The sequence below is a fragment of the Streptomyces sp. NPDC059874 genome, assembly GCF_042731135.1.
In the GTDB taxonomy this organism is placed as follows: domain Bacteria; phylum Actinomycetota; class Actinomycetes; order Streptomycetales; family Streptomycetaceae; genus Streptomyces.
The window spans coordinates 1-22762 of the sequence record NZ_JBHWJY010000004.1; the positions used below are offsets into that span (position 1 = coordinate 1).

The window sequence follows — 22762 nt, forward strand, 5'->3', positions numbered from 1 at the left end:
TCTCGGTGCTGATGGGCGAGGACGTCGAGGCTCGACGCTCCTTCATCCAGCGCAACGCCAAGGACGTCCGCTTCCTCGACATCTGAGTCGGTCTCGTTCGCGGGCGACGGTGAGCAGCCGTCTCGAGCGCGGGATACGAGGCGGCAGCCTCGTCAGTGCCCGGTTCGGTCCGGTGCGTCGGCCGGTTTCGGCGCCCCGGACATGAGGATGGTGCCGTTGGCGGCCTTCGCGCTGAGATCGACGGCTCGGCCGGGGAGCACCTCGTACGCGAAGTAGCGGTGCTCTGGGTCGGCCTGTACGGGGTGGGCCGTTCGGACAGGCCAGTCCGATCGCCTCGGAGCGGATTTTGACCGCGGTGCAGAGTTCCCCGTCCTGGCGGACGCGCCGGTGCTGACACGTGTCATAGCTCTGGCCTTCCGATGTGAGGGGTGCGGTGGGGCCGACCGGCCGGCTGGTCGCCTCCGGCCGGTCGGGTCCCGGTGGTCCCGCCTCCGGGGAGTCGTTCAGGCGTCGAAGCCACCGCCGCCGCAGGGTGCCGAGTAGCCGTTGCCGAGGTTGCTGTTCTGGCCGTACCAGCGCACGTAGTAGGCGGTGCCGGCGCTGATCTCGCCGCCGCCCCGGGTGTACACACGGTTGTCAGCCGGGAAGCTGTACGACGACATGATCTTCGCGGTGTCACGGGTGCGGACCAGCTGGACGTGGAAGTAGCGGGCGTCACCGCCTCCACACGCTCGACCCTTCAGCGTGAAGCGCTGCCGCCGGCCACACCGTCGTAGCCGGCGTGGTAGCTGCCCGCACCCCAGTCGTTCCAGGCCCCCTGTGCGCCGGCGGATCCGGCGGAGACGAGCGAACCGGCGACTACCGCGTCCGGTAGCTCGTGCGCCGCCGGATTGCGCACGGAGTCCCCTGGGGCGTCGGGTCCCGCCGGGCAGGCCGCGATGCCGGAACGGGGCAGGTGGCACCGCACCGAGGCGGAGGGACCTCGGTGCAACGCCTGCCACCCAGGGAGGACGGCACGACGCAGTAGCGGCAAGGTGGGGCCTCTGGCGAATCGTGCGCCGCGATCGGTCATGGGGCCGGGCCGCTCCCGAGCCGTATTGGACTGGACCACGTGCGGCATTCGTGATTCCGCGGCCTGGCCGCTCCCCCCGGGCTGGGCGGGCCCCCGGGCCGGTCCGGGGCCCAGTGCCGCACCAGTCGTCGCGATCAACGAACGGCTCGTCCGGCGCTGTCAAGTCACGACTTCCCGCGTCATGACGTGCCTCCCGGCCTTCCCGCCTACTGAAGAACCCCTCACGAGGAGCGTGAGGCCCGACGCACACGAGGAGGCGAAGAGCGATGGACGAGGAATGCCGCACCCGGGGAGACGGAATCAACCTGGCCCGGCTGGTCACGGAAGAGGTACGGCGGACCGGGAAGCACTTCCTGCCGCAGCCGTTCCTGAACCGGCTGAGTGGGATCCGCTCCGACCGGGCCGCGGAGGAGATGCCCTTCCTCCGGGCGTTCCTCGACTGCCTGCTCGACAAGCACGACGGGCGCTACTGGAACCGGACCTACCTTTCGCTGCCCCTGCTGGAGCTCATCGTGGACGACTCCGGCAACGCGCTCGATCCGAACGAACTGGCGACGCTGCTCATATCCGACATCGTGCGCTTCGAGACGCGGGTGGCGGCCGGGGCGCCCGGACCGGTGCATCGGGACCCTCCCGAGGCGGCACTCCTGCGCAAGCGGCTGCGCCACGCCCTGCGGTTCGTCTCGGACGACCTCGCAGGAGCAGGCGCCGACGAGGTGGCCGACCTCCTCCCCGGGCCCCCGGCGACGGATGCCGGCCGCTGGTTCGACGTGACGGTCCAGCCCGTGTACGTGCTGCACGACGAGTACTTCTTCATCCGGGCGCTCCAGGCGCACGAGATGCTCTTCACGGCGATCGTGGCGGACGTACGGGCGGCGATCGCGGCCCTGCGCGACGGCAGCCCGGAAGCGGGGGCGGGGCACGTGGACCGTGCCGTCGGCCTCTTCGACCGGGCTTCGACGCTGTTCCGGATGGTCGCCACGATGCGGCCGGCGCACTTCTCGGCGTTCCGACAGTTCACCCAGGGCGCCAGTGCGATCCAGTCCGAGCAGTACAAGCGGTTCGAGATCCTGTGCGGTGTCCCGCCCACGGAGCGCTTGCGGTCAGAGCCCTTCACCAGCGTCCCCGCGGTGCGGGCCGAGGCGGAGGAGTCCGGCCACGACACCGTGGTGCGCGCGTACCTCGACCTCCGCCGCCGGACCCGGATCAGCGAGGCGGAGCGGAACCTCCTCCATGCCTCGCTGGACCGGCTGGAAGCCAGGCATCAGCGCTGGAAGGCCACCCACCGCAGCCTCGCCGCACGCATGCTCGGGGACTCACGCGGGTCGGGGTACACCGAAGGCGTCCCGTACCTGACCCAGTGCCTGGCCAACCGGCTCTTCTGGCAACTCGGCGACCGGGACACCCGTGACGCCGGCACCCGCCCGCTCGCCCCTGCGAACGAGGAATCGCGGACCCTCCTGCACTCCTACGGCTGCCGCTGACACGGAAACGGCCATGCCGAACCCGGCCGCGGCGGGCATCGGTTAAATGACTCGCGCGCGTCGTGGCGACAGGGGGATGATCCCCGGACGAACAGGCCGCCCAGTAAGGGAGTTGTGATGACCGTTGCCGCGTCCGAACCGTCCGGATCCCGGCCCGAGGTCCGTGTCGCGGGCGGGTTGCTGCGCGGCAGCCGCGAGGCGGGCGTGGCGGTCTTCCGCGGCATCCCGTTCGCCGAGCCGCCGGTCGGCCCGCTGCGTTTCGCCGCGCCGCGACCCGTACGGGGATGGGACGGGGTACGGACGGCGGTGTCGTACGGTCCGCCGCCCCCGCAGGGCGGCCATTTCGGCATGGACGCGCTGGCGCGGGACGCGGCGGGCGACGACTGGCTGACGGTCAACGTCTGGTCGCTGGAGCCGGGACCGGACGCAAGTCTGCCGGTGATGGTGTGGATCCAGGGCGGCGCCTACTCGATCGGCATGTCCGGCCTTCCCGAGTACGACGGCGGCCGCCTGGCGCGTGACGGTGGTGTCGTCGTGGTGACGTTCAACTACCGGGTGGGCCTGGAGGGTTTCGGGCAGATCGAAGGGGCGCCCGCCAACCGGGGCCTGCTGGACCAGGTCGCCGCACTGGGGTGGGTGCGCGACAACATCCGGGCCTTCGGCGGCGACCCGGGCCGTGTCACGGTCTTCGGCCAGTCGGCGGGCGCCGGATCGGTCGCCGCCCTGCTGGCGACGGAGCGCGCGGCCGGGCTCTTCCGCCGAGCCGTGGCACAGAGCGTGCAGGGCACGTTCTTCTCGCCGGAGCTGGCCGCCGACATCGCCACCGCCTGCGCCGCCGAGCTGGGGCTGCGACCCACGGTGGCCGACCTGTCCGGGGTGGACCCCGCCCGGCTGGCCGCCGCCGGTGACGCGGTCGCCGCCAAGATGGACGGGTGGGCGGACCGCTGGGGTCCGGTCGCGCACCGGGCGATCCCCTTCTCGCCGGTCATCGACGGCGACACCCTGCCGGTCACCCCGTGGCAGGCCCTGGCCGACGGCGCCGGCCGGGGCATCGAACTCCTCGTCGGCCACACCCGCGACGAAACGCGGCTGCTGGCCGCGCTCGACGGAGTGCTCGGCCAGGTCACAGCCGAGCAGGCGGAGACCGCCCTGTGCGTCTTCGGCCCCGGCCGGGACTCCGCACACCGCTACGGCGAGGCGTTCCCCGCCGCGGGCCCGGACGAGCTGTACGAGCTGGTCAACTCCGACTGGTTGTTCCGCATGCCGTCCCTCCACCTGGCCCAGGCCCAGACCGCCGCCGGCGGCCGCGCCCACGTCTACGAGCTGACCTGGTCCGCCCCGGGCATGGGAGGCGTACTCGGCGCCTGCCACGGCCTCGACGTGCCCCTGGTCTTCGGCAACCTGGACCGCGGGCAGCCCGCGGCGCTGATCGGAGAAGGCCCGTCCACGGAGGCGGAGGAGCTGTCCGCACGCATGCGGGCCGCGTGGACGGCGTTCGCCGCCCACGGCGACCCGGGCTGGCCCGCGTACGACACCGAACAGCGCCCCGTGCGTCTCTTCGACACCCGGCCCACCCTCGCCGCCTACCCGGAAGAGGCCTCGCGCCTTATCTGGCAGGACCACACGTTCCCCGCACTGCCGCTGCTCGACCGCTAGCTCGTCTCCTTCGGATCAGGCCGGATCAGCCCGCGGCGTGGTCGGTCAGTAGCCAGCTTCGTAGCTCATCGGGAGCATGTCCCGGTACCCGCCGTCTCCTCGGCCGTCCCACACGACGGGCGTGACGTCGTGGAGTACGAAGTCCGGCGCGGTGCCGGCGGCGAAGTCCCCTTGGCGGCAGGCATGTTCACGCCTCTCTCGGCGGAAAACCACGCGCGCACGCCGGCGGCACGCGGGATCATGGGGCATGAGTCCGGATGGCTGGCACCTCACCGAAGACCTCGACGACTTTCTCGCTCGCGCCGGAGGTTTCCTGCAGTCGCGTCCCGCCCTGCACACCGTCCCGCTGACGGTGACCGAGGCACTGCGCACACGCGGGGCGGACGCGTACGGCGCCGACGCCCCCACATTCGGCATGCTGGAGCGCGCCGGCGAGGTCCGCGCGACCTTCTTCCGTACCCCGCCCCGACGCCTGTCCCTCACCCCCCTCACCCCCCGAGAGGCTGACAGCCTCGCCGCCCACCTGGCCGACCTCGGCCACCCGCTCCCCGGCGTCAACGCGGACCACGACACCGCCACCTCCTTCGCCGAGGCCTGGCGGCGGCACACGGGCGCGGTCCCGACGCTGCACGAGCGGGAGCGCCTGTACCGCCTGGGCACGCTCACACCACCGGAGCCGTTCCCCGAGGGTCGGGGGCGAGTCGCGGGCGAGCGGGACCGTGAGCAACTCATGCTCTGGCACCGCGAGTTCGTCACCGACATCGGAGGAACGCCTTCTGCGGACAACAGCTCGTGGGCGGACACGCGCATCGCCCACGAACGCGTCACGCTCTGGGAAACCCCGGACGGCACGCCCGTCTCCATGGCGGGCAGGACCCCCATGGTCGCGGGCCAGATCCGGGTGACCCCCGTCTACACCCCGGCCCACCTGCGCGGCCGCGGTTACGCGGGCGCCGCGACAGTCGAGGTGAGCCGCGCCGCTCTGGCCGCGGGGGCGACGGAGGTCCTGCTGTTCGCGGACCTGGCCAACCCCACCAGCAACAACCTCTATCAGCGGATCGGGTACCGTCCGATCGCCGACTTCGCGGTGTACGACTTCTGAAGTTGTTGCGGTAAGGGTGGGTGTGAGCCTCAGGTTCCTCAGCGCTCGGACAGGCGTACGGCGAGGGCGGCGATGTCGTCGTCAAGGCGTCCTCTGCTATGGCGGAGGAGGTCGCGGTGAAGAGCCGTGAGCAGTTCGCGGGGCGGTGTCGGGGGCTGTCGACCCATCCAAGCCGCCAGCGGGAAGAACTCGCCGTCGCGGGCCCGGGCCTCGGCGATCCCGTCGGTATAGAGGAGCAGCAGGTCGCCGGGGGCGAAGTCGAAGGTGTCGACATTGTAGTGCTCGCCGATCAGCTCCGCGAGGCTGAGCAGCGGCGAGGGGGTGACGGGATCCAGGACACGGAGTTTCCCGCGATTCAGGAGCAGGGGCGGGGGGTGTCCGCAGTTGAGGATGTCGATGCGTCTGCCCTCGTGCGGGATCTCGACGAGAAGCGCGGTGGCGAAGCGCTCCATCGGCCCCTCGGGCGGAAAGGCGGCGTTGTACCGGGTGCTGCTGGCGTCCAGCCTGCGTGCGACGTCGACCATGTCGGTCTCGTCGTAGGCGGCCTCCCGGAAGGCATTGACGATCGCCGCGGCGGCCCCCACGGCCGGCAGGCCCTTGCCCCGCACGTCACCGATGAGCAGCCTGACGCCGTACGGCGTGTCGACAACCTCGTAGAAATCCCCGCCGATGCGGGCCTCCGCCGCGGCGGCGAGGTACAGCGACTCGATCTCGATGCTGCCGAAGCGGCGTGGCATGGGGCTCAGCACCACCTGCTGCGCCGCGTCGGCGACGAGCCGTACCTGGAAGAGGGTGCGCTCCCGCTGGAGCCGGACATGACTTCCGTACGCTGCGGCCACGGTGACCGCGATGATCCCCGCGGCCGTCCACCACGTTCCCAGATCGGGGAAGACGAGGCTGAGGCCGATCATCAGAAAGAGGCAGACCGTCCCGAGCAGGACTGTGGGGAGGACCGGCCACATGGCGGCGGCCAGGGCCGGCGCCGCAGGCAGGAGGCGACTGAAGGCCATTTCCGGCGGAGTGTTGTATGCCAGGCTGGCGATGACGACGGTCAGGATGACCGGCGACAGCCGCACAAGTCTTCCCGGGCCGGGGCGCCTACGGAGCCGCGGCCGTCCAGACTCGATCACACTTCCCAGAATATCCGCGCAATGAGGGCACAGCACTCTGACGACCGGAGCCGGCTGCCCGGCCGGCCCTGCACTGCGCGGTCATGGTTCTCGTGTCCCGTCGCGCCCCGAGGGCGCGGGCCGGGCCACCCTCAGTCGCGGCGCCTGACCGGCTCTCCGAGCAGCTCGGTCAGTTCCGCCTCGACGGCGGTGAGCAGTGTCGGTCCCCAGACGGTCAGTGTCTGTTCCCAGGGGTGTCCGAAGGTGCCCAGGCGCAGGTCATGCGTGAGGTGGAGGTAGTAGTCGCCGTTGGGGTACGTGCCCTCGCCGGGCCGGGGCGGCCGTTCGGGGAGATCGGTGCGGCGGGGGTCGTAGCGGTAGCCGTTGTGCTGCCAGTCCAGCCAGTACACGAACTCCCCGGGCTCGGTGGCGGCGAGGAGTCCGCGGCGGACGATCGCGTCGAGCTCCGCGGGGAGGTCCGGGACGAGGCGGTGGTGGGAGTGCAGGTTCCAGACGGCTGAAGGGGAGGGGTCTGTGATCGTGGGCCGGTATGTGGTGCTCGGCTTGAAGTCGAAGTCCGCGTAGAAGCGGTCCCACAGCGGGCCGTCGTCGTGGAGCCAGTCGAGGAATTGTGCGGGACGGGTCGACTCGGGGGCGCCCGGCGGGCTCCAATGGTACGAGCGGACGGTGGCGGCCTCGCTGAAGCCTGCCTCCAGGAGCCGCGCGCGCAGAGGCCCGTCGGCCTCGGCGAGGAGGGCTGTGCCCCGCCAAAGCCTGCGCCATCCGTCGGTGCAGGCCTTGACGAAATCCGCGTCGTCGCGGGTCAGACCGCCCACGACGGCGAAGGGGCAGCCTTCTTCGGCGTGCATCCAGGCGACGGCGACGACGAGGCCGTCCTCCAGCAGGACCTCGATGAACACGTCACCGTCATCCGAGGCGCCGTCCGCGATCATCTCCGCGTAGGGCATCGCGTGGGGTCCCGGGGACCCGACGGCGACCTTCCACGCCCGCTCGGCCTGATCCCGCACGCCGTACAGGTTGTGCACCCCCCGCCGGGGCGGCGCCGCCGGACGGTCGACCACCGCGGCGGGCGGGGTGCCGCGCTCCTCGTCGCGCAGGGGGCCGGCGATCAGCACGGAACGCTCCCAGCCCGCGGTGAACCCCGCCGCCGTCAGCGCCGGACCCAGGTCCGGCGAGTCGTGCCCGTACACCTTCCACTCCACCGGCTCACCGCGCTCCGCGAAGGCCTCCTGTTGGCGGCGCACCAGCCCGGCGATGTCCGTCCCGGGCGCGAGGGGGGCGTGCTCGGCCGTGCCGTGCGTCCCGTAGTGCCGGCGCACGACCTGCCCGTCGGCTTGGACCACCACCCCGACCGGATGCCAGGCAGGGGCTCGCCCCCGCAGCCCGTCGTGCAATTCCCACCGCTCACCCATGTCCACGGGTGGAAGCCTAGACGGGCTCGGAATGCCCCAACGACACGTTTCGGGACGGGTGCCCGACGCACATCTCTTGTGCCGGCCCGGCCCGGCCGTGCCCGGCCGGGCCGAACTCCAGCCGCTCCGGGAAGGGGCCGACCGCCGCCGGCCCGTCGTGCGTTGTCAGTGGCGGGTACGAGGATGTGACCGTACCGATGAACCGGCAACACCCAAAGGAATCTTCATGTCCGCACCCGCGCCCGCGCCCGCTCCGTTCCGCTTCCCCGCCGGATGGTGCGCCACCGACCTGGGCTCCCACCGGCCGTGCGACTTCACTTACGAGGTCTACCCGTTGGAGAGCCTGCCCTCGCTGGACGCCTGCGGCCTCGACGGCGGATTCGGGTGGCTGGGCGGATCGGATGCGCCGGACGGGGCGCGGTCGGGGCACGGAGAGCACCTCGCGGCCGTTGAGGCAGATCTGGCGCCCGTCGGCCTGCACCTCCCCGCCGACTTCCTCGCCTTCTACAGCAGCGGCAGCCTCTGCCTGGCTTTCGACGAGGTGTCGGTGACGGCCTGCTGGAGCGACCTGTCCGGACCGCTGCGGAGCCCGGTCGAGGAGGGCGCCCGCCTCATACGCTTCCTGAGGGATCAGCAGGACTGCGTCATCTGGTACCTGTACCTGCGCCCCTCGGGAGAGACGTTCGTAGTCTGCTCTGGCCTGGACCTGGAGCTCGCCGGGCAGGAGCTGAACGAGGCGCAGGCTGCCGAGTTCCGCACCGCAGCGGCGGACTCACTTGTGCGATGTGCTTCGACCTTCGAGGAGTTCGCCTACCGTTTCGTGGTGGAAAACGAGTTGTGGATGTACTTGAACACCACCAACCCGGACATCACGTTGGCCCCCCACCTCCAGAAGTACCTCGACCACTACGCGGTCGCGGCATCTCACGGGTGAGCTCCTGCGGCAAGAAGTGCGTCGACTGTCTCCGGGTACGGTCCCGTCAACGCCCAGTCCAGGGGGGTACGGCCCGCGCCTTGATCCTCCCGGAGGTTCGGGTCTGCGCCATGGGCGAGCAGTTCGCGCACCGTGTCGGTGTGGCCCCAGCATGCAGCCGCACACAAAGGCGTGCCCTCTGCGCCGCGTCCGCTTTCGGTGTTCGGCAAGGCACCGGCTGCCAGTAGACAACGGACGGTGTCAACAGCCCCCTGGACAGATGCCGCGTACAAAGGAGTGGTGCCCTCGGAGTCGGCCGTCTCCGGTTGAGCGCCGGCTCGGATGAGTGCTCTGACACGCGCGGTGGACCCGAACGCCGAAGCGTCGACGAGTTGCCTTGACAGTTTCTTTTGCCGTCTTCGATTCATGGTGGCCGAGGTTAGTCGTCGGAGCGGTGACGGGCTGCCGACCACGGTGTTCAGGCGGCCCCCCGAAGGCTGCACCGCGGAGGCGATCGGTGACGAACGAAGCGTCGCGTGTCCCTAGCGACCCGACCACAACGAACGGCCGTGCCCTGCCGGCATGAACCCGGCGGGGCGGGCACGCTCTCCGCTTGGGGGGCCGCAAGGCGGCGGACGACGACGCAGGCGCCCCTGCTCGCCACGGCTGGCTACTCAAATGATGCGTCTTCCAACTTTGCGTGTCAGGTTGACGGGGAGAGTCTCTCCCTTCCATCCCCGCACCGCAGAGGAGTCGCCGTCATGGGCGGTAGGCAGGACAAACGCAAGGAACCCGGCACGAGCCGCGAGGAGCAGGAGCGCCTGCGCTCCGACCAGGACCCCGTCCACCCCGGCACCGACCAGGAAGGCGCCCGGGGCAAGAGCCCCGAGGAACTCAAGCGACGCGGTCAGGACCCGATCAAGCGCGGGCGCGACGACGACGAGATGCGCGACGAAGAGCCCTGACCCGCACAGAGCCGTCACGCCCACGCGCAGGACCCGGTCGGGGACCCGTAGTCACTCCCCCGGCCGGGTCCTGGCACGCCCCTCACCGTCACAGGGTCAGGGGTGTGCCGGGGCTGAGGATGTGTACGTCGGCGTCGCGATAGAGGTCAGGGCGGTTGCGGACGAGCTTGAGGACGGTCGCATCGCGTAGCAGCCCCGCGGTGAAGGCGCCTGCCGCGAACCGCCTGCTGGAGGAAGGGAGCGGCGAGCAGACCCTGTCTCTGCGCACGGTGGCCCGTGACTGCCCGCTCTGGCCGTGCTCGACACCGCAGTCAGCGAGTGCACTGACGACACCGCCGCCGGCATCGCCCCCGCCACCCCTGTGCCTCTGGGCCGCCCTTCACGGGCTTGTCGTTCTGTGTCGGGACCGCCCGAGCTTCCCCTGGCCGGACCTCGACGGCCTCGTCGACACGCTCCTCGCCGGACACGCCGGACACGCCGGGTCGACGAGGGGGCAACCGGATCCGGACACGCCATCTGCACGGACGCGGCAAGCCAAGACCCCGTCAGGACGGGGCAAGGACGCAGAACTCGTGGCCTTCCGGGTCGGCCAGGCACGTCCACGGGACGTCGCCTTGCCCGAGGTCGAGGTCGGTGGCGCCGAGGGCCCGCAGCCGGGCCACCTCCGCTTCCTTGTCGTCACCGGGATACGGCAGCAGGTCAAGATGGACACGGTCCGGCACGGTCCTCACGCTGGGCGTGCGGAGGAACTCCAGATACGGGCCGACACCCTTGGCGGAGCGCAACACCGCCTGATCGCCGGACACTTCGTGCAGGGTCCAGTCCATCGCCTCGCCCCAGAACCGGGCCATGGCCCGCGGATCCACGCAGTCGACGACCACCGCGGCGATCGGCCCGGTATCCCTGTAGACCTCCCGGGGCTCCAGCACACAGAACTCGTTGCCCTCCGGGTCGGCGAGGACCGTCCACGGAACGTCGCCCTGGCCCACGTCGACGGGCGTCGCACCGAGAGCCTTCAGGCGCGCGACCAACTCCGCCTGATGGGCCACAGAGGTGGTGGCGAGATCGAGGTGCGTACGGTTCTTGGTTGTCGTCTTGGGTTCCGGGACGGGAACGACGTCAATGCCCACCACGACCGGGTCCGGCCAAACTAGACCGCCGACGGGTCCGACGTAGGTGGTCACGCCGGGGCTGTAAGCACTCCAGCCGAGCGCCGCGGCCCAGAACCGGCCGACCGCCAAGTGATCAAGAGCCTTCAAGTTCACGTGAACGGGTCGCAGCGCCATGCCGGCGATCTTACGCGCGCCTGCCCTGCGACGACCTTCGCAGGTACCGTCGTCAAACAGGGATCAACTCTCACCGTCCGGGTGCGACCTGTCGAGGCAGTCGTCGCGATCGCCCCCGAAGCCAAACCGTTCCGGCCCGGCAACCGTGAGCCGGCCACAGCATCCGCGGGACCTGGCCGAGACCCGTTGCGCAGGCATTCGGGTGGCGGCGCGCCGTGTCGGACTGTCGGCGCCGGCCGCGTTCGTCATCCTGGGCCGGGCGCGGCATCACCGTTGGTGCCGCCCCTCCCCCACGGCGAGAAGGAGTACCGCATGCCGACGGACGCGGTCGGACGTTTCCTCGCGGCCTTGGACCCGCACCATCGGGAGGCCTTCACGAGCAGACCCCGCGAGGAGCAGGAGCGACTCGTGGCGGCTTGGGAGCAGGAGTTGGAGTCGGACGACGAGCTCGACACTCTCGATGAACTGTCCCCACCGGCGGCGGAGGCCGAGGCGGCCCGTCGCGTCATGGACCGAGAACCCTGACCCCGGCCTCGTACCGAGCCATGATGCCGCGGGACAGGCCTCCCGGGGCATCGTGGTGCCGGCTGTAGCGGTCAGCTCCACATGGTGACCAGAGCAACCGCGGTCATCGCCGCCTGCATCTCCCGGATCGCCTCAACGATGCCACCCGCAACCGCCCACTGGCATGCCTGCCGTTCCCGTACCAGCACGCACTGTGCGGCGCGCCGCGGCAGGAGCAGGCGACGTGGTGAGCCGGGCGGTGAAGCACGGGTTCCCACCAGAGGTGCCGCCCTGGAACCCTTTTGATCGTCTTTGCGTCTCCGTCGGCGTATGTGATCGCCGAGGTGAGAAGAGGCCGACATGAAGACACGGCGTGCAGTACTGGCTCTGGGGGCGGGGGCGGCAGTGGCCACCACCCTACCGGCCGGGGGCGCCCACGCCGCGGACAGCGGTGTCGTACGGCAGTTACGGGAGCTGGAGCGGGAGCGCGGCGCGCGTCTGGGCGTGTACGCGCGGGACTTGGCCGGCGGGAGGACGGTGGTGTACCGGGCCGATGAGCTGTTCCCCATGTGTTCGCTGTTCAAGACGCTGGCCGCGGCGGCCGTGATGCGGGAGTTCGACCAGGACGGCGAGTACCTCGCGAAGCGCGTCTTCTACACGCAGGAGGACGTCACGAAGGCGGGCGGGGGTGAGATCACCAAGCTGGAGGAGAACATCGCGCGGGGCCTGACGGTGGCGGAGCTGTGTTCCGCCGCGATCGCCCAGAGCGACAACACGGCAGGGAACCTGCTGCTCCGCGAACTGGGCGGGCCCACCGCGATCACCCGGCTCTGCCGTTCCCTGGGCGACCGTACGACACGGCTGGACCGGTGGGAGCCGGAGCTGAACTCGGCCGAGCCCACGCGGGTCACTGACAGCACCAGCCCCCGCGCCATCGGGCGGACGTACGCGCGGCTCGTACTCGGCGACTCGCTCGTCCCTCGGCACCGGGAGCTGCTGACCGGGTGGATGCTGGCCAACACGACCAGCTGGGAGCGGTTCCGGAAGGGCCTTCCCAAGGATTGGGTCATCGCGGACAAGACCGGCGCCGGGTCGTACGGGACCAACAACAACGCGGGGATCGCCTGGCCGCCGGGGCGGCCGCCGATCGTACTGTCGGTTCTCACCACCAAAACGGAGCCGACAGCGCCGCGTGACAACGAGCTGGTGGCCAGGGCCGCGAAGCTGTTGGCGGACGCACTGGGCTGACGGGGCGGGCTCCCTGGGCCTGGCGCACCTCCGGGTCTGATACCTCCCGGCCGAGGCTCTCGGCGGGCGGCGGTTCCCACGAGTCGGGGCCGCTCCGAAGCAACGTCGGGTCCGGCACGCGCAGGCTCATGGAGCCGCCGTGCGGTGCCAGCTTTCGGCGGCGGCGAGGAGCAGGTGGTCGAGGTGGTGGCGAGCGATCAGGTGGAGGCCGACGGGCTCGCCGTTCGGTGTCCTTCCGGCGGGCAGGGTGAGTGCCGGATGGCCGGAGAGGTTGAAGGCCCAGGTGAGCGCCACGCTCATGCGCGCTCCGGGGCCGTCATGGCCGTGTGGGGGGTGCGGCGTGGTGGGGGTGGCGATGAGGTCCGCTTCCTCGAAGACGCCGTGCAGGGCCTGCGCGTTGGCCGCGATCAGGGCCTCCATGTCCCGGTCCGGGGTGCCGGCGCGGAGAGCGGTCCAGGCCGGAGCCGGGTCGCGAAGCTCCACCGGCCGCTCGACGAGGCTGCACAGCCCGGCGCGTGCGATCCGGTGCAGGGCACGCCAGGCGGTCCCGGCGACCTCCCGGTCGGTGGCCGCGTACCCCAGCGTGGGCGTCCAGGCCACCTTCAGTGTCCCGGCCCCTGGGGCCGGGGGGCTGGTGGGAGCGACGGCACGAAGGTAGGCCGCCGCATCGTCCGGGGTGCGGGTGAGCACGCCCGGGCTGTTGAGCCCGGCTCGATCCCGCGCGGGCAGCAAGCCGTTGGTGGGCTTGAAGCCGAGGACGCCGCACCAGGCGGCGGGGATGCGGACGGATCCGGCTCCGTCGGATCCGGTGGCGATCGGGACGAGCCCGGCAGCGACCGCGGCTGCGGACCCGGCCGAGGATCCGCCCGGGGACCAGGCGGGATTGAGAGGATTGAGGGTCGGGCCGCGGTCGGTGGAGCCGTAGGTCTGCCAGCCGGTTCCGGCGCGCGGTACGGAGGTCGCTCCGATCGGCACGCATCCGGCGGCGATCAAGCGCTGGTTCTGTACCGACTGGGCGCCTTCGCTCGCCTTGACCGCGATCGGTACCCCGGCCAGGGGCAGGAGCACCCCGCGGGCTACCGCGGCGTCAACCTCGGCGGCCAGGGCCCGGGCCGAGTCCGCCCAAAGGGCGGTGAAGGCGCGCAGGCCGCCATCGCGCTCGGCGGTCATGGCCAGGGCGGTATCGACGACCTCGCCGGCGGTGACCTTGCCGTGGTTGACCAGGTCGGCGACTTCGGCGGCGGTCAGCGACATGTACAGGCGATCGTCGAGCATGCGAACCTTCCTGCTCTCGGATCATTTTCGCATGCGGTTGCGATCCGGGTTTCGCGGACCGGTCGTGGCGATCACCGGCTACTGCCGGGCCATCAACGCTGTTGAGGCTGCACCCTGCGGGCAGCAGGCCGAAGGCGTGGGGGTTCACGCCGGTACGGGCCGACCCCGTCCATCGGTGGGGTCGTCCACCGGGGACTCGTCGTCGTCCTCGTCACCGTCGTCGCAGTACGGACACCATGGAGCCAGGCGGTTGTGCGTCCGGATCATCCACTCTCCGACCGCGGTGAGAGCGAGCCCAAGGCCGAGGAAGGGGGTCGCCGACCCTACCGCACCCCCCATGGCGATCACCCTGTACAACGAAACGCACGTGAGGACCATGCAGCCGAGGAGGGCGATACAGCCCAGGAGGACTCTCGGGAGCGAGTCGGTTGCACTGTGGAATGCCCTCAGCCCCCAGCGTGCGCTGCGATCCTCCCGAGCCGATTCCGCCGGGTTGAGCGGCATCTGCTTGACGCACTCCACGCAGGGCGGCCCGTACCGGTGCCGCAACTGCATCACGATGGAGCAGGTCAACAGCACATCGCCGATCAGGAGGGCGACCAAGGCGAAGCCCGTCCGGTAGGTGACCAGGGCGGAAAGGATCACGACGGCGGTGGCGACCAAGGCCAACGTGTCCCCGAAGTGGCGATGCCTCACCGCAGAGGTTCGGTTGCGCCAGTACGTCATCTGGAGATCACCTCCGTGGCTTTCGGGGGCAGGGAGTCTTGGGGCGTGTGGTCGGCTTCGCGAGGCACGAAGGCCACCGTGAGGTCGGTGCCCAGTGCCTCCGCAACTCGCCGCAGCACATCGAGACTTGGCAGGCTCCTGGCTGCTTCCAGCCGGGAGATGTGCGGCTGCCTCATGCCGGCCGCTTCCGCAAGTTGGCGTTGGGACCAGCCGAGTTCCGTCCGGCGGTCGTGTACCGCCTGGGCGATCCGGTAGGCGAGATCCCGTTCCTCGAGTTCATCGGACTCTTGCTTCCTTGGCATATCTCCGATGGTATGTATACCTTGAGTGGGATGCAAGAGCGCGCGGTGCTCATGACCGGCACCAGGCCGCATCGCCCCGCTGTGTACGCCCAGTTGGTGGACGGGTTCGCGCCCGACCGACGGAAGGGAACGGATGCTCGAGCTCATCGTTCGACACCACATCGCGCTCACTCTGACCAGCACCGCGTGCGCCGGGCTCTTGTTCGGGTTGGCGGAGTTCCTGGGTGACCTCCCGCCGCTGTTGTGGATCGCCTGGGCATGGGGAGCGGCTGCCGCAGGCATCCAGGTCTGCGCCGCTCGGATGCTGGGACGCAGGGGCGCGCCCGCCGGCACCGCCGGCCACACGGGCGGCGCCTCATGACCATCGACCTGCTCGTGATCTACACGACCCGACTGGAAGCGTGCCGCGACTTCTACGCCGGCCTCGGCCTCGACCTCGTACCGGAGCGGCACGGCAACGGGCCGGACCACTACGCCGCGACCCTCGCCGACGGAGGCGTCCTGGAGCTGTACCCGGCCGCCCGCCGACCGGAGACCGGCTACCTGCGCCTCGGACTGACGGCGCCGGCGCCGGCGCGCGGCGCAGGGGGGCGGTTGGCCGGGCGGCACACTCTGACCGACCCGGACGGCCGTACGGTCGTCCTGACCGTCCCGGAGCGGAGCACCCTCACCGACGAAGGGACCGCGCGCGACGCCGTGTCCCGCATCCTCGGGGATGCCGCGCGGGCCGAAGTCCACGTGTTCCCCGGCGGCAACATGTCGATCACCATCACTCTCGGGCGTCACACCGCGATGGTCGACGGAGAAGACGCGACGGGATGGGGCTGGAGCGTGGATCCGGGTCCCGCCGAAGGCTTCACCGGGCACGACCACGGCGCGGACAGCCTTGAGGATGCCCTCCGCGGTGTGCGCGGGAAGATCGGTACCCGATAAGACCCGGTTCCGGCCGGACCACCTGCGTGGGCCACCGGTGTTCGCGGCTGCGCCTCCGGTCAGCTGCCGGTGCGTGGGTACGACCGAGCGCAGGCGCGGACCGGCCGGACCGCAGCCCCGGCGGGCGCGCCATTGGCCCGCCCCTGCCCGCGCCCGCTGCGAACCGGTCGCTTCCCCGCCGGTCTGGTGGCAACCGGACCCGGAAGCACGGGGATTGGATCAGCGGTGGCTGGGGATGCCGTTCTCGCCGGGGTCGCGATCGGCGGCGTGGACGAACGAGTGGAAGCCGATGGCCTTGAGAGTCGTACGAGCGGCCTTGAGCGAACAGGGCTCATCCAGCGGTAGGCGGCGACGGCCGGCCGAGCGGGAGGATCCCCATTACCCGCGAAACGGCAGGCCGCAGTCGCGGTAGCCTGCGTGGATGATCGGCACAGGTGAGGCTCCCGAGTGGCAGGTGGTGTTGGAGGGAACCGACTGGGCATCACTCGAAACCCCTGCCGGACCTGCTTCAGGTGGGTACTTGCAGGCCGCCCTGGCCGGACTGTTGGACCCTGACCCGGCCGTCCGCGCCGCGGCACTCGGCCAGGCGCTGCCCAGCCACCAGAACACGATCTACGAGGCCACTGTGCCTGTTGCCCACTACGTCGCGGCGATCCTCTCCCATCCCGCCACCGCGACTGCCGCGCGTACCGCGACCATCGGGAATGCATTGGACCGCCCCGTGCTCGGGCTGACAGCGCCCCGCGTCGTCCTGCTGCGATGGCTCGGCTCCACCGCGCGGGACGCCGACGACGAAACCGTCGAGATCGGCGAACGCATGTGGGACAACGCGTTCCTCTCCGACTACCCGGCGATGCGTGCCTTCCGGGACCTACGCCCGCAGCTCTACCACGCCATCCGCCCCTTGCTGGACGACGAGGACGAGGCGGTACGCCATGCGGGACTCGTCGCCGCCATCCCACTGGCCGAACACCCCGAGCTCGTTCCTCACCGCGACCAACTCGCCCATCACGCCCGCCGCCTGTTGATCACCAGCACCGATCGGTATCAGCGTGACCGCGCCCTGGACGCCCTGCAGGCCTGGGGACACGACACCAGCACCCTGGAAACGGACGCCGACAGCGTGGCACGAGCCCGCTACGCCCGGCTGGCCACCGAGCGCCTCCAGCCCCGCGCACCGGGATGCGGGTACAGCGACGAACCACCCTTCTGACGCCACCAGAACACACCCGGCCACGCTGCCCGAAGCCCCCGAGCAGGCCGCGGCCGACCGAAGGCCGTCCGACCAGCGCGGGCACTGGTCGGACGGCCTTCGGTCGTCAGGCGTCGTTGCGCTTGAGCGCGAAGTAGCCGCCGGCCAGGGAGGCCGCGGCCCACAGCGCCATGATGCCGAGCCCTACCCAGGGGCCGTACGGCGGCCCGTCCGCCTGCTGCACCACCTGCATGACGCTCGTGCCCGCCTGGTCGGGGAAGAAGTAGCCGACCTTCCTGGTCGCAGGCACGAAGTTGAAGATCGGCGCGATCATGAAGAAGTACGCCATCAGGACGCTGAGCGAGAGCACCGCCTTGCGCAGCATCGTGGCGACGCCGACTGCGAACAGCAGCATGAGCGTCAGGTACACCCCGGCGCCGGTGACCGCCCGCAGCACCCCGGGGTCGCCGAGGGAGGCGCCGTGCTCCCCGAGGAGCGCCTGGCCGACGAAGAACGTCGCGACGCTGGTGGCCATGCCCACGGCCAGGCCCGGTACGGCGGCGGCCGCGGCCTTGGCGCCGTACAGCAATCCGCGCTGCGGTACGGCGGCGAGCGTGGTGCGGATCATCCCCGTTCCGTACTCGCTGGTGACCACCAGGACGCCGAAGGTGATCATCGCGAGCTGACCGAGGCCCATGCCGATGAAGCTCGTCATCACCGGGTCGAAGGCGGCCTGTTCCGCGGCGCCGAGGGTGTCGAACTCGCCGCCCAGGATGACGCTCAGGAGCGCACCGAGGCCGATGGTCGAGAAGAACGCGGCGGTCAGCGTCCACATCGACGAGCTGATGGTCCGGATCTTCGTCCACTCCGCCCAGAGGACGGCAGTGGTTGCGGCCATGGTCATGACTCCTTCCCGGTGCGGGAACGGACCAGGGCCGGCGCCTGTTCCGGGGACGGGGTCCCGGCGAGGGCGAGGCCGGCGTCCGCGGCGCCGCCGGCCTGGTACTCGAGCGAACCCGCCGTGAGCTTCATGAACGCCTCCTCCAGCGAGGCGCGTTGCGAGCCGATCTCGAGCAGCGCGATCCGGTGGGCGGCGGCGAGCTCACCGAGCGCCTCGGCGTCGCCGTCCTGGATCTCGAAGGCCCCGTCCCCGGTGAGGACCGGCACGATCCCCTCGTCGGCGAGGACGTCGAGCATCCGCTCCGGCTGGGTGGTGCGCAGCCGGACGACGGAACGGGAGTTGTTCTCGATGAAGTCCGCCGTGGACGTGTCGGCCAGCAGCCGACCGCGGCCGATGACGATCAGGTGGTCGGCCGTCAACGCCATCTCGCTCATGAGGTGGCTGGAGACGAAGACCGTACGCCCCTGGGCCGCCAGTTGCTTCATCAGATTGCGGATCCAGAGAATGCCCTCGGGGTCGAGTCCGTTGACGGGTTCGTCGAGCACGAGCGTCTCCGGGTCACCAAGCAGCGCGGCGGCGATGCCGAGCCGCTGACCCATACCGAGCGAGAAGGCACCCGCGCGCTGGTGCGCGACGTCGGCGAGTCCGACCGTCTCCAGGATCTCTCCGACCCTGCGGTCCGGGATCCTGTTGGACCGCGCGAGCCACAGGAGGTGGTTGTAGGCGGTGCGGGCGGGGTGCAGGGCCTTCGCGTCCAGCAGCGCGCCGATCTGCTTCATCGGCTCGCGCAGATCGCTGTAGCGCTTCCCGCCGATGCTGACGCTGCCACCGGTCGGCCGGTCCAGGTCCAGCATCATGCGCATGGTCGTCGTCTTCCCCGCCCCGTTCGGGCCCAGGAAGCCGGTCACCGCGCCGGGGCGCACGGTGAACGTCAGATGGTCGACTGCGGTTTTGTCCCCGTACCGCTTGGTAAGCCCACATAACTGGATCACACGACGCAATATAGGTCGCTCGCGTGCCGCGAATGAGATGTATGCGCACGTTTATCCAGCGATGCTTCCCTCATGACAGAGGCAAGAAGAGGGGGGGTCGCTCTCCGGCGTTTTCCTCAGTAGGGGGAGCACAAGGGTTTCTGACGGCACTTCGGCCGCCGTGCCGAGTCGGTTGGTGGGCACGGAGTAACTGGTGCTGTGATCGAGAAGGTTCACCGGGTTGGTGAAGCGTCTCGTACTGATGGCTGATGGCTGATGGCTGATGGCTGATGAGTGATGCCGCTACTGGTAGCGGGAGACCAAGCGGCGCTGCCAGGGGGTCTCGACGGCGCGCGGAGCGTAGTGCTCCCGGACGTAGGCGACGGCCTCACGGTTGGGTACCCCGTCAAGCACGGCGAGGCATGCCAGTGCGGTGCCGGTCCGTCCGTGTCCACCGGCGCAGGCGATCTCGACGCGTTCGGCCTCGGCGCGTGTCCATGCCTCGCGCAGCGCGTCGGCGGTTGCGGCGCGGTGGGAAGGCAGCCAGAAGTCGGGCCGGCGGAGCCAGCGGCTTTCCCAGGCGACCGGCGGTGACCGGTGGCCCAGCGGGTAGAGCGCGAAGGTGGGCTGCGGGCCCTGCGGGAGTGGCCGGCTCAGCCCCCGGCCGCGGACGAGCCGGCCTGAGGGAAGTCGCAGCACACCCGCCATCGTGGGTTCCCATGCTGCGGTCACGGTGCGAGCGTAGCCCCCGTTCGGTTGACGGTCAGGCGGCTTTGATCGGTCGGCCACGCCGGCGGAGGGTGTTGGTGTTGCGCGCGAGCGCAGGTGGCAGTGCAGCTCCCGGGTCTGGACGGTGTGGTGCCGCGGATCGACTTGAGGGCGGCGAGGGTGCTGGCGGCACCCTCGCGGCGGCGGTTGACGCCCCGGAGAGTGTCGTCGTCCATCGAGTAGCAGCCGTGGAGATGCGGTGGTAGGACCGACCGGACAGCTCCTAGGAACTCACCTCAGGCGGTGGGGTGTTGTGAGCCACGATGAGCTGAGCCATCCGGTGCAACCGATGCCAGACGTGCGGGTTGTCATCCTCAGCGATCTCGGGGAGGACCTTCTCAAGCTGGTCGAGGATGAGTCTCACGTCCGCCATGCCCCGCCCGTTGAAGGAACCGCCGTTGGCGACCCACGTGTACGTGAAGCCCTCCAGCCTGGTGTCGAGCGACACCAGATCGACGCCCGCCACCTCAAGGTCGTTCCACCTGCGGTCCCACGGCTCGTTCTGATGTTCCTCCCGCAGGCACGCAACCATGGCCACAGGGTCTTCAGCAGCATCCATACCCCACATCATCGCGGGCCGCCCCGACTGCGAAGAGCCGAGGCCGACGTGTGCCCACGGGGCGCTACGGATCCTAACTATCCGCCCCAACTCATCGATCGGAGCAGGCTGTCAGACCCAGGTGTAGTTTTCGTCGGTGACGGCGTCCAGGGCAGCGTCGGTCGTGGCTGCGTGGGGGTCGGACAACGCGGCGAGGGCAGGACCGATGGGCGGGAAGATCGGGAGTTCGGCGGTCTTGCGGTAGTCGATCCACTCGATCACGCCGACCTCGTGGCTTCCGTCGGGCAGTTCGTCCAGTTCCTGTTCGGCGAGGTTCGCGCGGATGTCGGGGCTGATGTGGAAGCGGTAGATCAGGTGAAGCTTGCGCGGCGGCGGGGTGGGACCGGGGCGGGTGACGCGCTGGTCGACCACCCAGAGCAGTTCCCCGCCGTCAGCCAGTGCGGTGTCCAGGCCGAGCTCTTCGGCGAGCTCGCGGCGCAGCGCGACGGCCAGATCTTCGCCGTCTTCGACATTGCCGCCGGGCGGAGTGTAGTGGGTGGAGTCGGCTCGGTCGCGGCGGATGAGGGCGACGTCGTCGCCGCAGAACACCAGCGCCCCGGTCCGAATCTTGATTCGCGAGAACGGGACAGGTGCGGCAGGGAAGTTCGTCATGACCACCAGTATCTCGGCCGGCCTGCACCCCGGCGCTGCGCCGCCCGGCCGAACTCCTCCACGTGAACGCCTGAGCAAAAGCAGCACGCCTCCGCCACCGCTCCGCCACCGACAGCGTCTGAGGTCACGGCCGACCTGTTGTCCGTCGGGAGAGTGACAGCCGGCGTTCTTCTCGGTCGACTTCGGTGACGATGACCGTGACGACGTCATCGACCTGGACGACCTCTTCCGGACCCTCCGCGGGCGCCGATGTGAGGTCTCGAAGATGGACCAGTCCTTCGATCCCGTCAGCGACTTGAACGAAGACGCCGAACGGCACCATCTTGGTGACGCTTCCGCGCAGCTCCTGGCCCACCGCAGTGCAGTCGGCGAATGTCTGGAAGGGGTCGGGCTGCGTTGCGCGCAGGGAGAGTCTGGCCTCTGCATTGTGAGTGTCGAACTGGAGGAACTCACCAGAAACGCGCTGCCCGACCTGAACGACATCGGAAGCCGCTTCGAAGCGCCGCCAGGACAGTTCGGGCATCGTGATCAACCCGAGGCCGGGGAAGATCGGATGCTGGGGGCCATCGTCGAGGGCCACGAAGACGCCGAACGGCTCAATCGCCGCGACGGTGCCGGAGAGGTTCTCGCCGCGCTGCAGTGATTCCAGGAACGCCCAGAGTTCTGGGCACTCGGCCTGCCAGTCCATGCTGTCCAGCCCTTCGTTAACTCCTGCGCCTGAGCCGTCCATGTCTGAGTGATGCCGTGCCCCACCCTCAGTGAGGGACCAGGCAGAACGGATGCCCTGCGGGATCGGCATGGATACGCGGTCCAGCCACCCAGGCGGCCGATGGTCCGCTGACCGCTGGAAGGCGAAAACGAGACCGGAGGGCGTGCGCAATGTCGCCCAACCGTCTCGATACCCAAGATCGACCGGACTGGACACGTCCTAGACGAGTCATTCCGAAGTGATCGTGCTCAGCTTGCCGATGGGCCAAGGGGCCATTCGATGGCGTGCTGCTGGCCCGTGGACATGCATGCTGCCTGCGCCAAGGCGGGCTTTGCGTCCCTCGAGAAGCCGGCGAAGTAGATGACGCTCGCCACACAATGGAGGCCGGAGCTGGTGCTGCTTGTCCCGGGCCGCTCACGGCAGCTGCCGAATCCCTCCCCGGGGTTTCAACTCAGCTGGTCGCGCACGAGATCAAGGAATGCCTGTCGGCTCGGACGGATGTGCGCCCAGACCTTCTCATCCTGTGGCTCTCCCGGGTCTTCGGGGCCCTTCCTGATCACCTCCTGTACTGCCCACGCGAGGCTGCGTGCCGCTTCGCTGACCTCGGACGTGCACAGCACGTGGATCGTCTTCTGCGTCACCCACACCCTGTCAAGAACCTGCCTTGCCCGGGCCTGCCACTGCTCGTCAGCCAGGTTGTGGTGATGCCGATCCACCGCGACTCGTTCTGCTTCCTGCACCGCAGACAGAAATTCGATGAGGTGAGTGAGACGCTCGTTGCGGCGCGCCTCGGCAAGTTCACGAACACTGCGGCGCGCCTCGCCGCGTTCCAAGGCGCGTCCTGCCGAGCGCTGGGCCAGCATCGACATGAGCCCGCCGAGCAGGACGCCGATGAGCGGCGCAAGCGTTGTCCACACAACGTCCGATTATGACATCGATGGCATGAACACGGCACGGGATTCGGGCAATATCGGGCCGGGACCGGGACGCGCAGACGGCCAGG

The 22762-nt window shown here is 70.1% G+C and carries 26 protein-coding genes; 10 read left to right on the forward strand and 16 right to left on the reverse strand.

The genetic code is table 11. The features are described 5' to 3' along the window. Window positions 1-503 precede the first annotated feature (503 nt). Both ACFV9H_RS03280 and ACFV9H_RS03285 read right to left on the reverse strand, forming a co-directional pair. Complete coding sequence (locus ACFV9H_RS03280; protein ID WP_385392600.1) at window positions 504-662, reverse strand: hypothetical protein; 159 nt, start codon at window positions 660-662, stop codon at window positions 504-506. 77 nt (window positions 663-739) lie between these two features. After that, window positions 740-898 carry a hypothetical protein gene (locus ACFV9H_RS03285; protein ID WP_385392603.1) on the reverse strand — a complete coding sequence of 53 codons (159 nt, stop codon included), beginning with the start codon at window positions 896-898 and terminating at the stop codon, window positions 740-742. A 440-nt stretch (window positions 899-1338) separates the two neighbouring features. On the opposite strand from ACFV9H_RS03285, the gene ACFV9H_RS03290 reads away from it, so the two are divergent. The 3 genes from ACFV9H_RS03290 (at window position 1339) to ACFV9H_RS03300 (ending at window position 5314) form a co-directional block, all read left to right on the forward strand. Continuing rightward, window positions 1339-2556, forward strand: coding sequence for a tryptophan 2,3-dioxygenase family protein (locus ACFV9H_RS03290; RefSeq protein WP_385392606.1), 1218 nt, complete (start codon window positions 1339-1341; stop codon window positions 2554-2556). Window positions 2557-2673: 117 nt separating this feature from the next. Beyond that, window positions 2674-4212 (forward strand): carboxylesterase/lipase family protein, encoded by a 1539-nt coding sequence (locus tag ACFV9H_RS03295; RefSeq protein WP_385392609.1) that lies wholly within the window; start codon window positions 2674-2676, stop codon window positions 4210-4212. Between the two features lie 247 nt (window positions 4213-4459). Further along, a complete protein-coding gene (locus ACFV9H_RS03300) occupies window positions 4460-5314 on the forward strand; it encodes a GNAT family N-acetyltransferase (RefSeq protein ID WP_385392611.1) in 855 nt (284 codons plus the stop codon). A 38-nt stretch (window positions 5315-5352) separates the two neighbouring features. On the opposite strand, the gene ACFV9H_RS03305 is transcribed toward ACFV9H_RS03300, so the two are convergent. Together ACFV9H_RS03305 and ACFV9H_RS03310 are read right to left on the reverse strand one after the other, a co-directional pair. Continuing rightward, on the reverse strand, window positions 5353-6324 hold the full coding sequence (locus ACFV9H_RS03305; protein ID WP_385392614.1) for a PP2C family protein-serine/threonine phosphatase: 972 nt from the start codon (window positions 6322-6324) through the stop codon (window positions 5353-5355). 251 nt (window positions 6325-6575) lie between these two features. Continuing rightward, the gene (locus tag ACFV9H_RS03310) at window positions 6576-7856 is read right to left on the reverse strand and encodes a DUF2716 domain-containing protein (RefSeq protein WP_385393061.1); all 1281 of its coding nucleotides are present in this window, start codon (window positions 7854-7856) and stop codon (window positions 6576-6578) included. Between the two features lie 226 nt (window positions 7857-8082). Here ACFV9H_RS03310 and ACFV9H_RS03315 point away from each other — a divergent pair, with 226 nt between their 5' ends. Next, window positions 8083-8790 carry a hypothetical protein gene (locus tag ACFV9H_RS03315; protein WP_385392616.1) on the forward strand — a complete coding sequence of 236 codons (708 nt, stop codon included), beginning with the start codon at window positions 8083-8085 and terminating at the stop codon, window positions 8788-8790. Here the strand turns inward: ACFV9H_RS03315 and ACFV9H_RS03320 are convergent. After that, complete coding sequence (locus ACFV9H_RS03320; RefSeq protein ID WP_385392618.1) at window positions 8781-9197, reverse strand: ankyrin repeat domain-containing protein; 417 nt, start codon at window positions 9195-9197, stop codon at window positions 8781-8783. The genes ACFV9H_RS03315 and ACFV9H_RS03320 overlap by 10 nt on opposite strands. A gap of 333 nt (window positions 9198-9530) precedes the next feature. On the opposite strand from ACFV9H_RS03320, the gene ACFV9H_RS03325 reads away from it, so the two are divergent. Further along, on the forward strand, window positions 9531-9734 hold the full coding sequence (locus tag ACFV9H_RS03325) for a hypothetical protein (RefSeq protein ID WP_385392621.1): 204 nt from the start codon (window positions 9531-9533) through the stop codon (window positions 9732-9734). A 545-nt stretch (window positions 9735-10279) separates the two neighbouring features. Here ACFV9H_RS03325 and ACFV9H_RS03330 read toward each other — a convergent pair. Then, window positions 10280-11020, reverse strand: a complete 741-nt coding sequence (locus ACFV9H_RS03330) for a VOC family protein (protein ID WP_385392623.1) — start codon at window positions 11018-11020, stop codon at window positions 10280-10282. Between the two features lie 312 nt (window positions 11021-11332). Between ACFV9H_RS03330 and ACFV9H_RS03335 the strand changes: the two genes are divergently transcribed. Both ACFV9H_RS03335 and bla read left to right on the forward strand, forming a co-directional pair. Next, entirely contained in the window at window positions 11333-11545 is a 213-nt protein-coding gene (locus ACFV9H_RS03335) for a hypothetical protein (RefSeq protein ID WP_385392625.1), read from the forward strand. Window positions 11546-11884: 339 nt separating this feature from the next. Beyond that, window positions 11885-12772 carry a class A beta-lactamase gene (gene bla, locus ACFV9H_RS03340; protein WP_385392628.1) on the forward strand — a complete coding sequence of 296 codons (888 nt, stop codon included), beginning with the start codon at window positions 11885-11887 and terminating at the stop codon, window positions 12770-12772. Between the two features lie 126 nt (window positions 12773-12898). Here the strand turns inward: bla and ACFV9H_RS03345 are convergent, their stop codons facing one another. From ACFV9H_RS03345 to ACFV9H_RS03355, 3 genes are all read right to left on the reverse strand, one after another. Then, window positions 12899-14047 carry an amidase gene (locus ACFV9H_RS03345; protein WP_385392631.1) on the reverse strand — a complete coding sequence of 383 codons (1149 nt, stop codon included), beginning with the start codon at window positions 14045-14047 and terminating at the stop codon, window positions 12899-12901. A gap of 144 nt (window positions 14048-14191) precedes the next feature. Then, complete coding sequence (locus tag ACFV9H_RS03350; protein WP_385392633.1) at window positions 14192-14773, reverse strand: hypothetical protein; 582 nt, start codon at window positions 14771-14773, stop codon at window positions 14192-14194. Beyond that, on the reverse strand, window positions 14770-15075 hold the full coding sequence (locus tag ACFV9H_RS03355) for a helix-turn-helix domain-containing protein (RefSeq protein WP_385392636.1): 306 nt from the start codon (window positions 15073-15075) through the stop codon (window positions 14770-14772). Before ACFV9H_RS03355 ends, ACFV9H_RS03350 begins: the two co-directional genes overlap by 4 nt. Window positions 15076-15208: 133 nt before the next feature. Here ACFV9H_RS03355 and ACFV9H_RS03360 point away from each other — a divergent pair, with 133 nt between their 5' ends. The 3 genes from ACFV9H_RS03360 to ACFV9H_RS03370 all read left to right on the forward strand — a co-directional run bounded on the left by ACFV9H_RS03360 (window position 15209) and on the right by ACFV9H_RS03370 (window position 17221). Continuing rightward, a complete protein-coding gene (locus ACFV9H_RS03360; RefSeq protein WP_385392638.1) occupies window positions 15209-15436 on the forward strand; it encodes a hypothetical protein in 228 nt (75 codons plus the stop codon). Next, window positions 15433-16008: a glyoxalase/bleomycin resistance/dioxygenase family protein gene (locus ACFV9H_RS03365; protein WP_385392640.1), complete on the forward strand. Its 576-nt coding sequence runs from the start codon at window positions 15433-15435 to the stop codon at window positions 16006-16008. The genes ACFV9H_RS03360 and ACFV9H_RS03365 overlap by 4 nt, the downstream gene beginning before the upstream one ends. Window positions 16009-16429: 421 nt before the next feature. After that, window positions 16430-17221: a hypothetical protein gene (locus ACFV9H_RS03370; protein WP_385392642.1), complete on the forward strand. Its 792-nt coding sequence runs from the start codon at window positions 16430-16432 to the stop codon at window positions 17219-17221. A gap of 106 nt (window positions 17222-17327) precedes the next feature. On the opposite strand, the gene ACFV9H_RS03375 is transcribed toward ACFV9H_RS03370, so the two are convergent. The 7 genes from ACFV9H_RS03375 to ACFV9H_RS03405 form a co-directional block, all read right to left on the reverse strand. Continuing rightward, window positions 17328-18104 (reverse strand): ABC transporter permease, encoded by a 777-nt coding sequence (locus tag ACFV9H_RS03375; RefSeq protein ID WP_385392645.1) that lies wholly within the window; start codon window positions 18102-18104, stop codon window positions 17328-17330. Beyond that, window positions 18101-19093 carry an ABC transporter ATP-binding protein gene (locus tag ACFV9H_RS03380; RefSeq protein WP_385392648.1) on the reverse strand — a complete coding sequence of 331 codons (993 nt, stop codon included), beginning with the start codon at window positions 19091-19093 and terminating at the stop codon, window positions 18101-18103. Before ACFV9H_RS03380 ends, ACFV9H_RS03375 begins: the two co-directional genes overlap by 4 nt. A gap of 282 nt (window positions 19094-19375) precedes the next feature. Next, window positions 19376-19804, reverse strand: a complete 429-nt coding sequence (locus tag ACFV9H_RS03385) for a protein phosphatase (protein WP_385392650.1) — start codon at window positions 19802-19804, stop codon at window positions 19376-19378. A gap of 259 nt (window positions 19805-20063) precedes the next feature. Next, window positions 20064-20399: a hypothetical protein gene (locus ACFV9H_RS03390; protein WP_385392652.1), complete on the reverse strand. Its 336-nt coding sequence runs from the start codon at window positions 20397-20399 to the stop codon at window positions 20064-20066. Between the two features lie 111 nt (window positions 20400-20510). Next, the gene (locus tag ACFV9H_RS03395; RefSeq protein ID WP_385392655.1) at window positions 20511-21050 is read right to left on the reverse strand and encodes an NUDIX domain-containing protein; all 540 of its coding nucleotides are present in this window, start codon (window positions 21048-21050) and stop codon (window positions 20511-20513) included. 124 nt (window positions 21051-21174) lie between these two features. After that, entirely contained in the window at window positions 21175-21738 is a 564-nt protein-coding gene (locus ACFV9H_RS03400; protein ID WP_385392657.1) for a S1 RNA-binding domain-containing protein, read from the reverse strand. A 467-nt stretch (window positions 21739-22205) separates the two neighbouring features. Next, window positions 22206-22676 carry a hypothetical protein gene (locus ACFV9H_RS03405; RefSeq protein ID WP_362624016.1) on the reverse strand — a complete coding sequence of 157 codons (471 nt, stop codon included), beginning with the start codon at window positions 22674-22676 and terminating at the stop codon, window positions 22206-22208. Window positions 22677-22762: the final 86 nt, after the last annotated feature.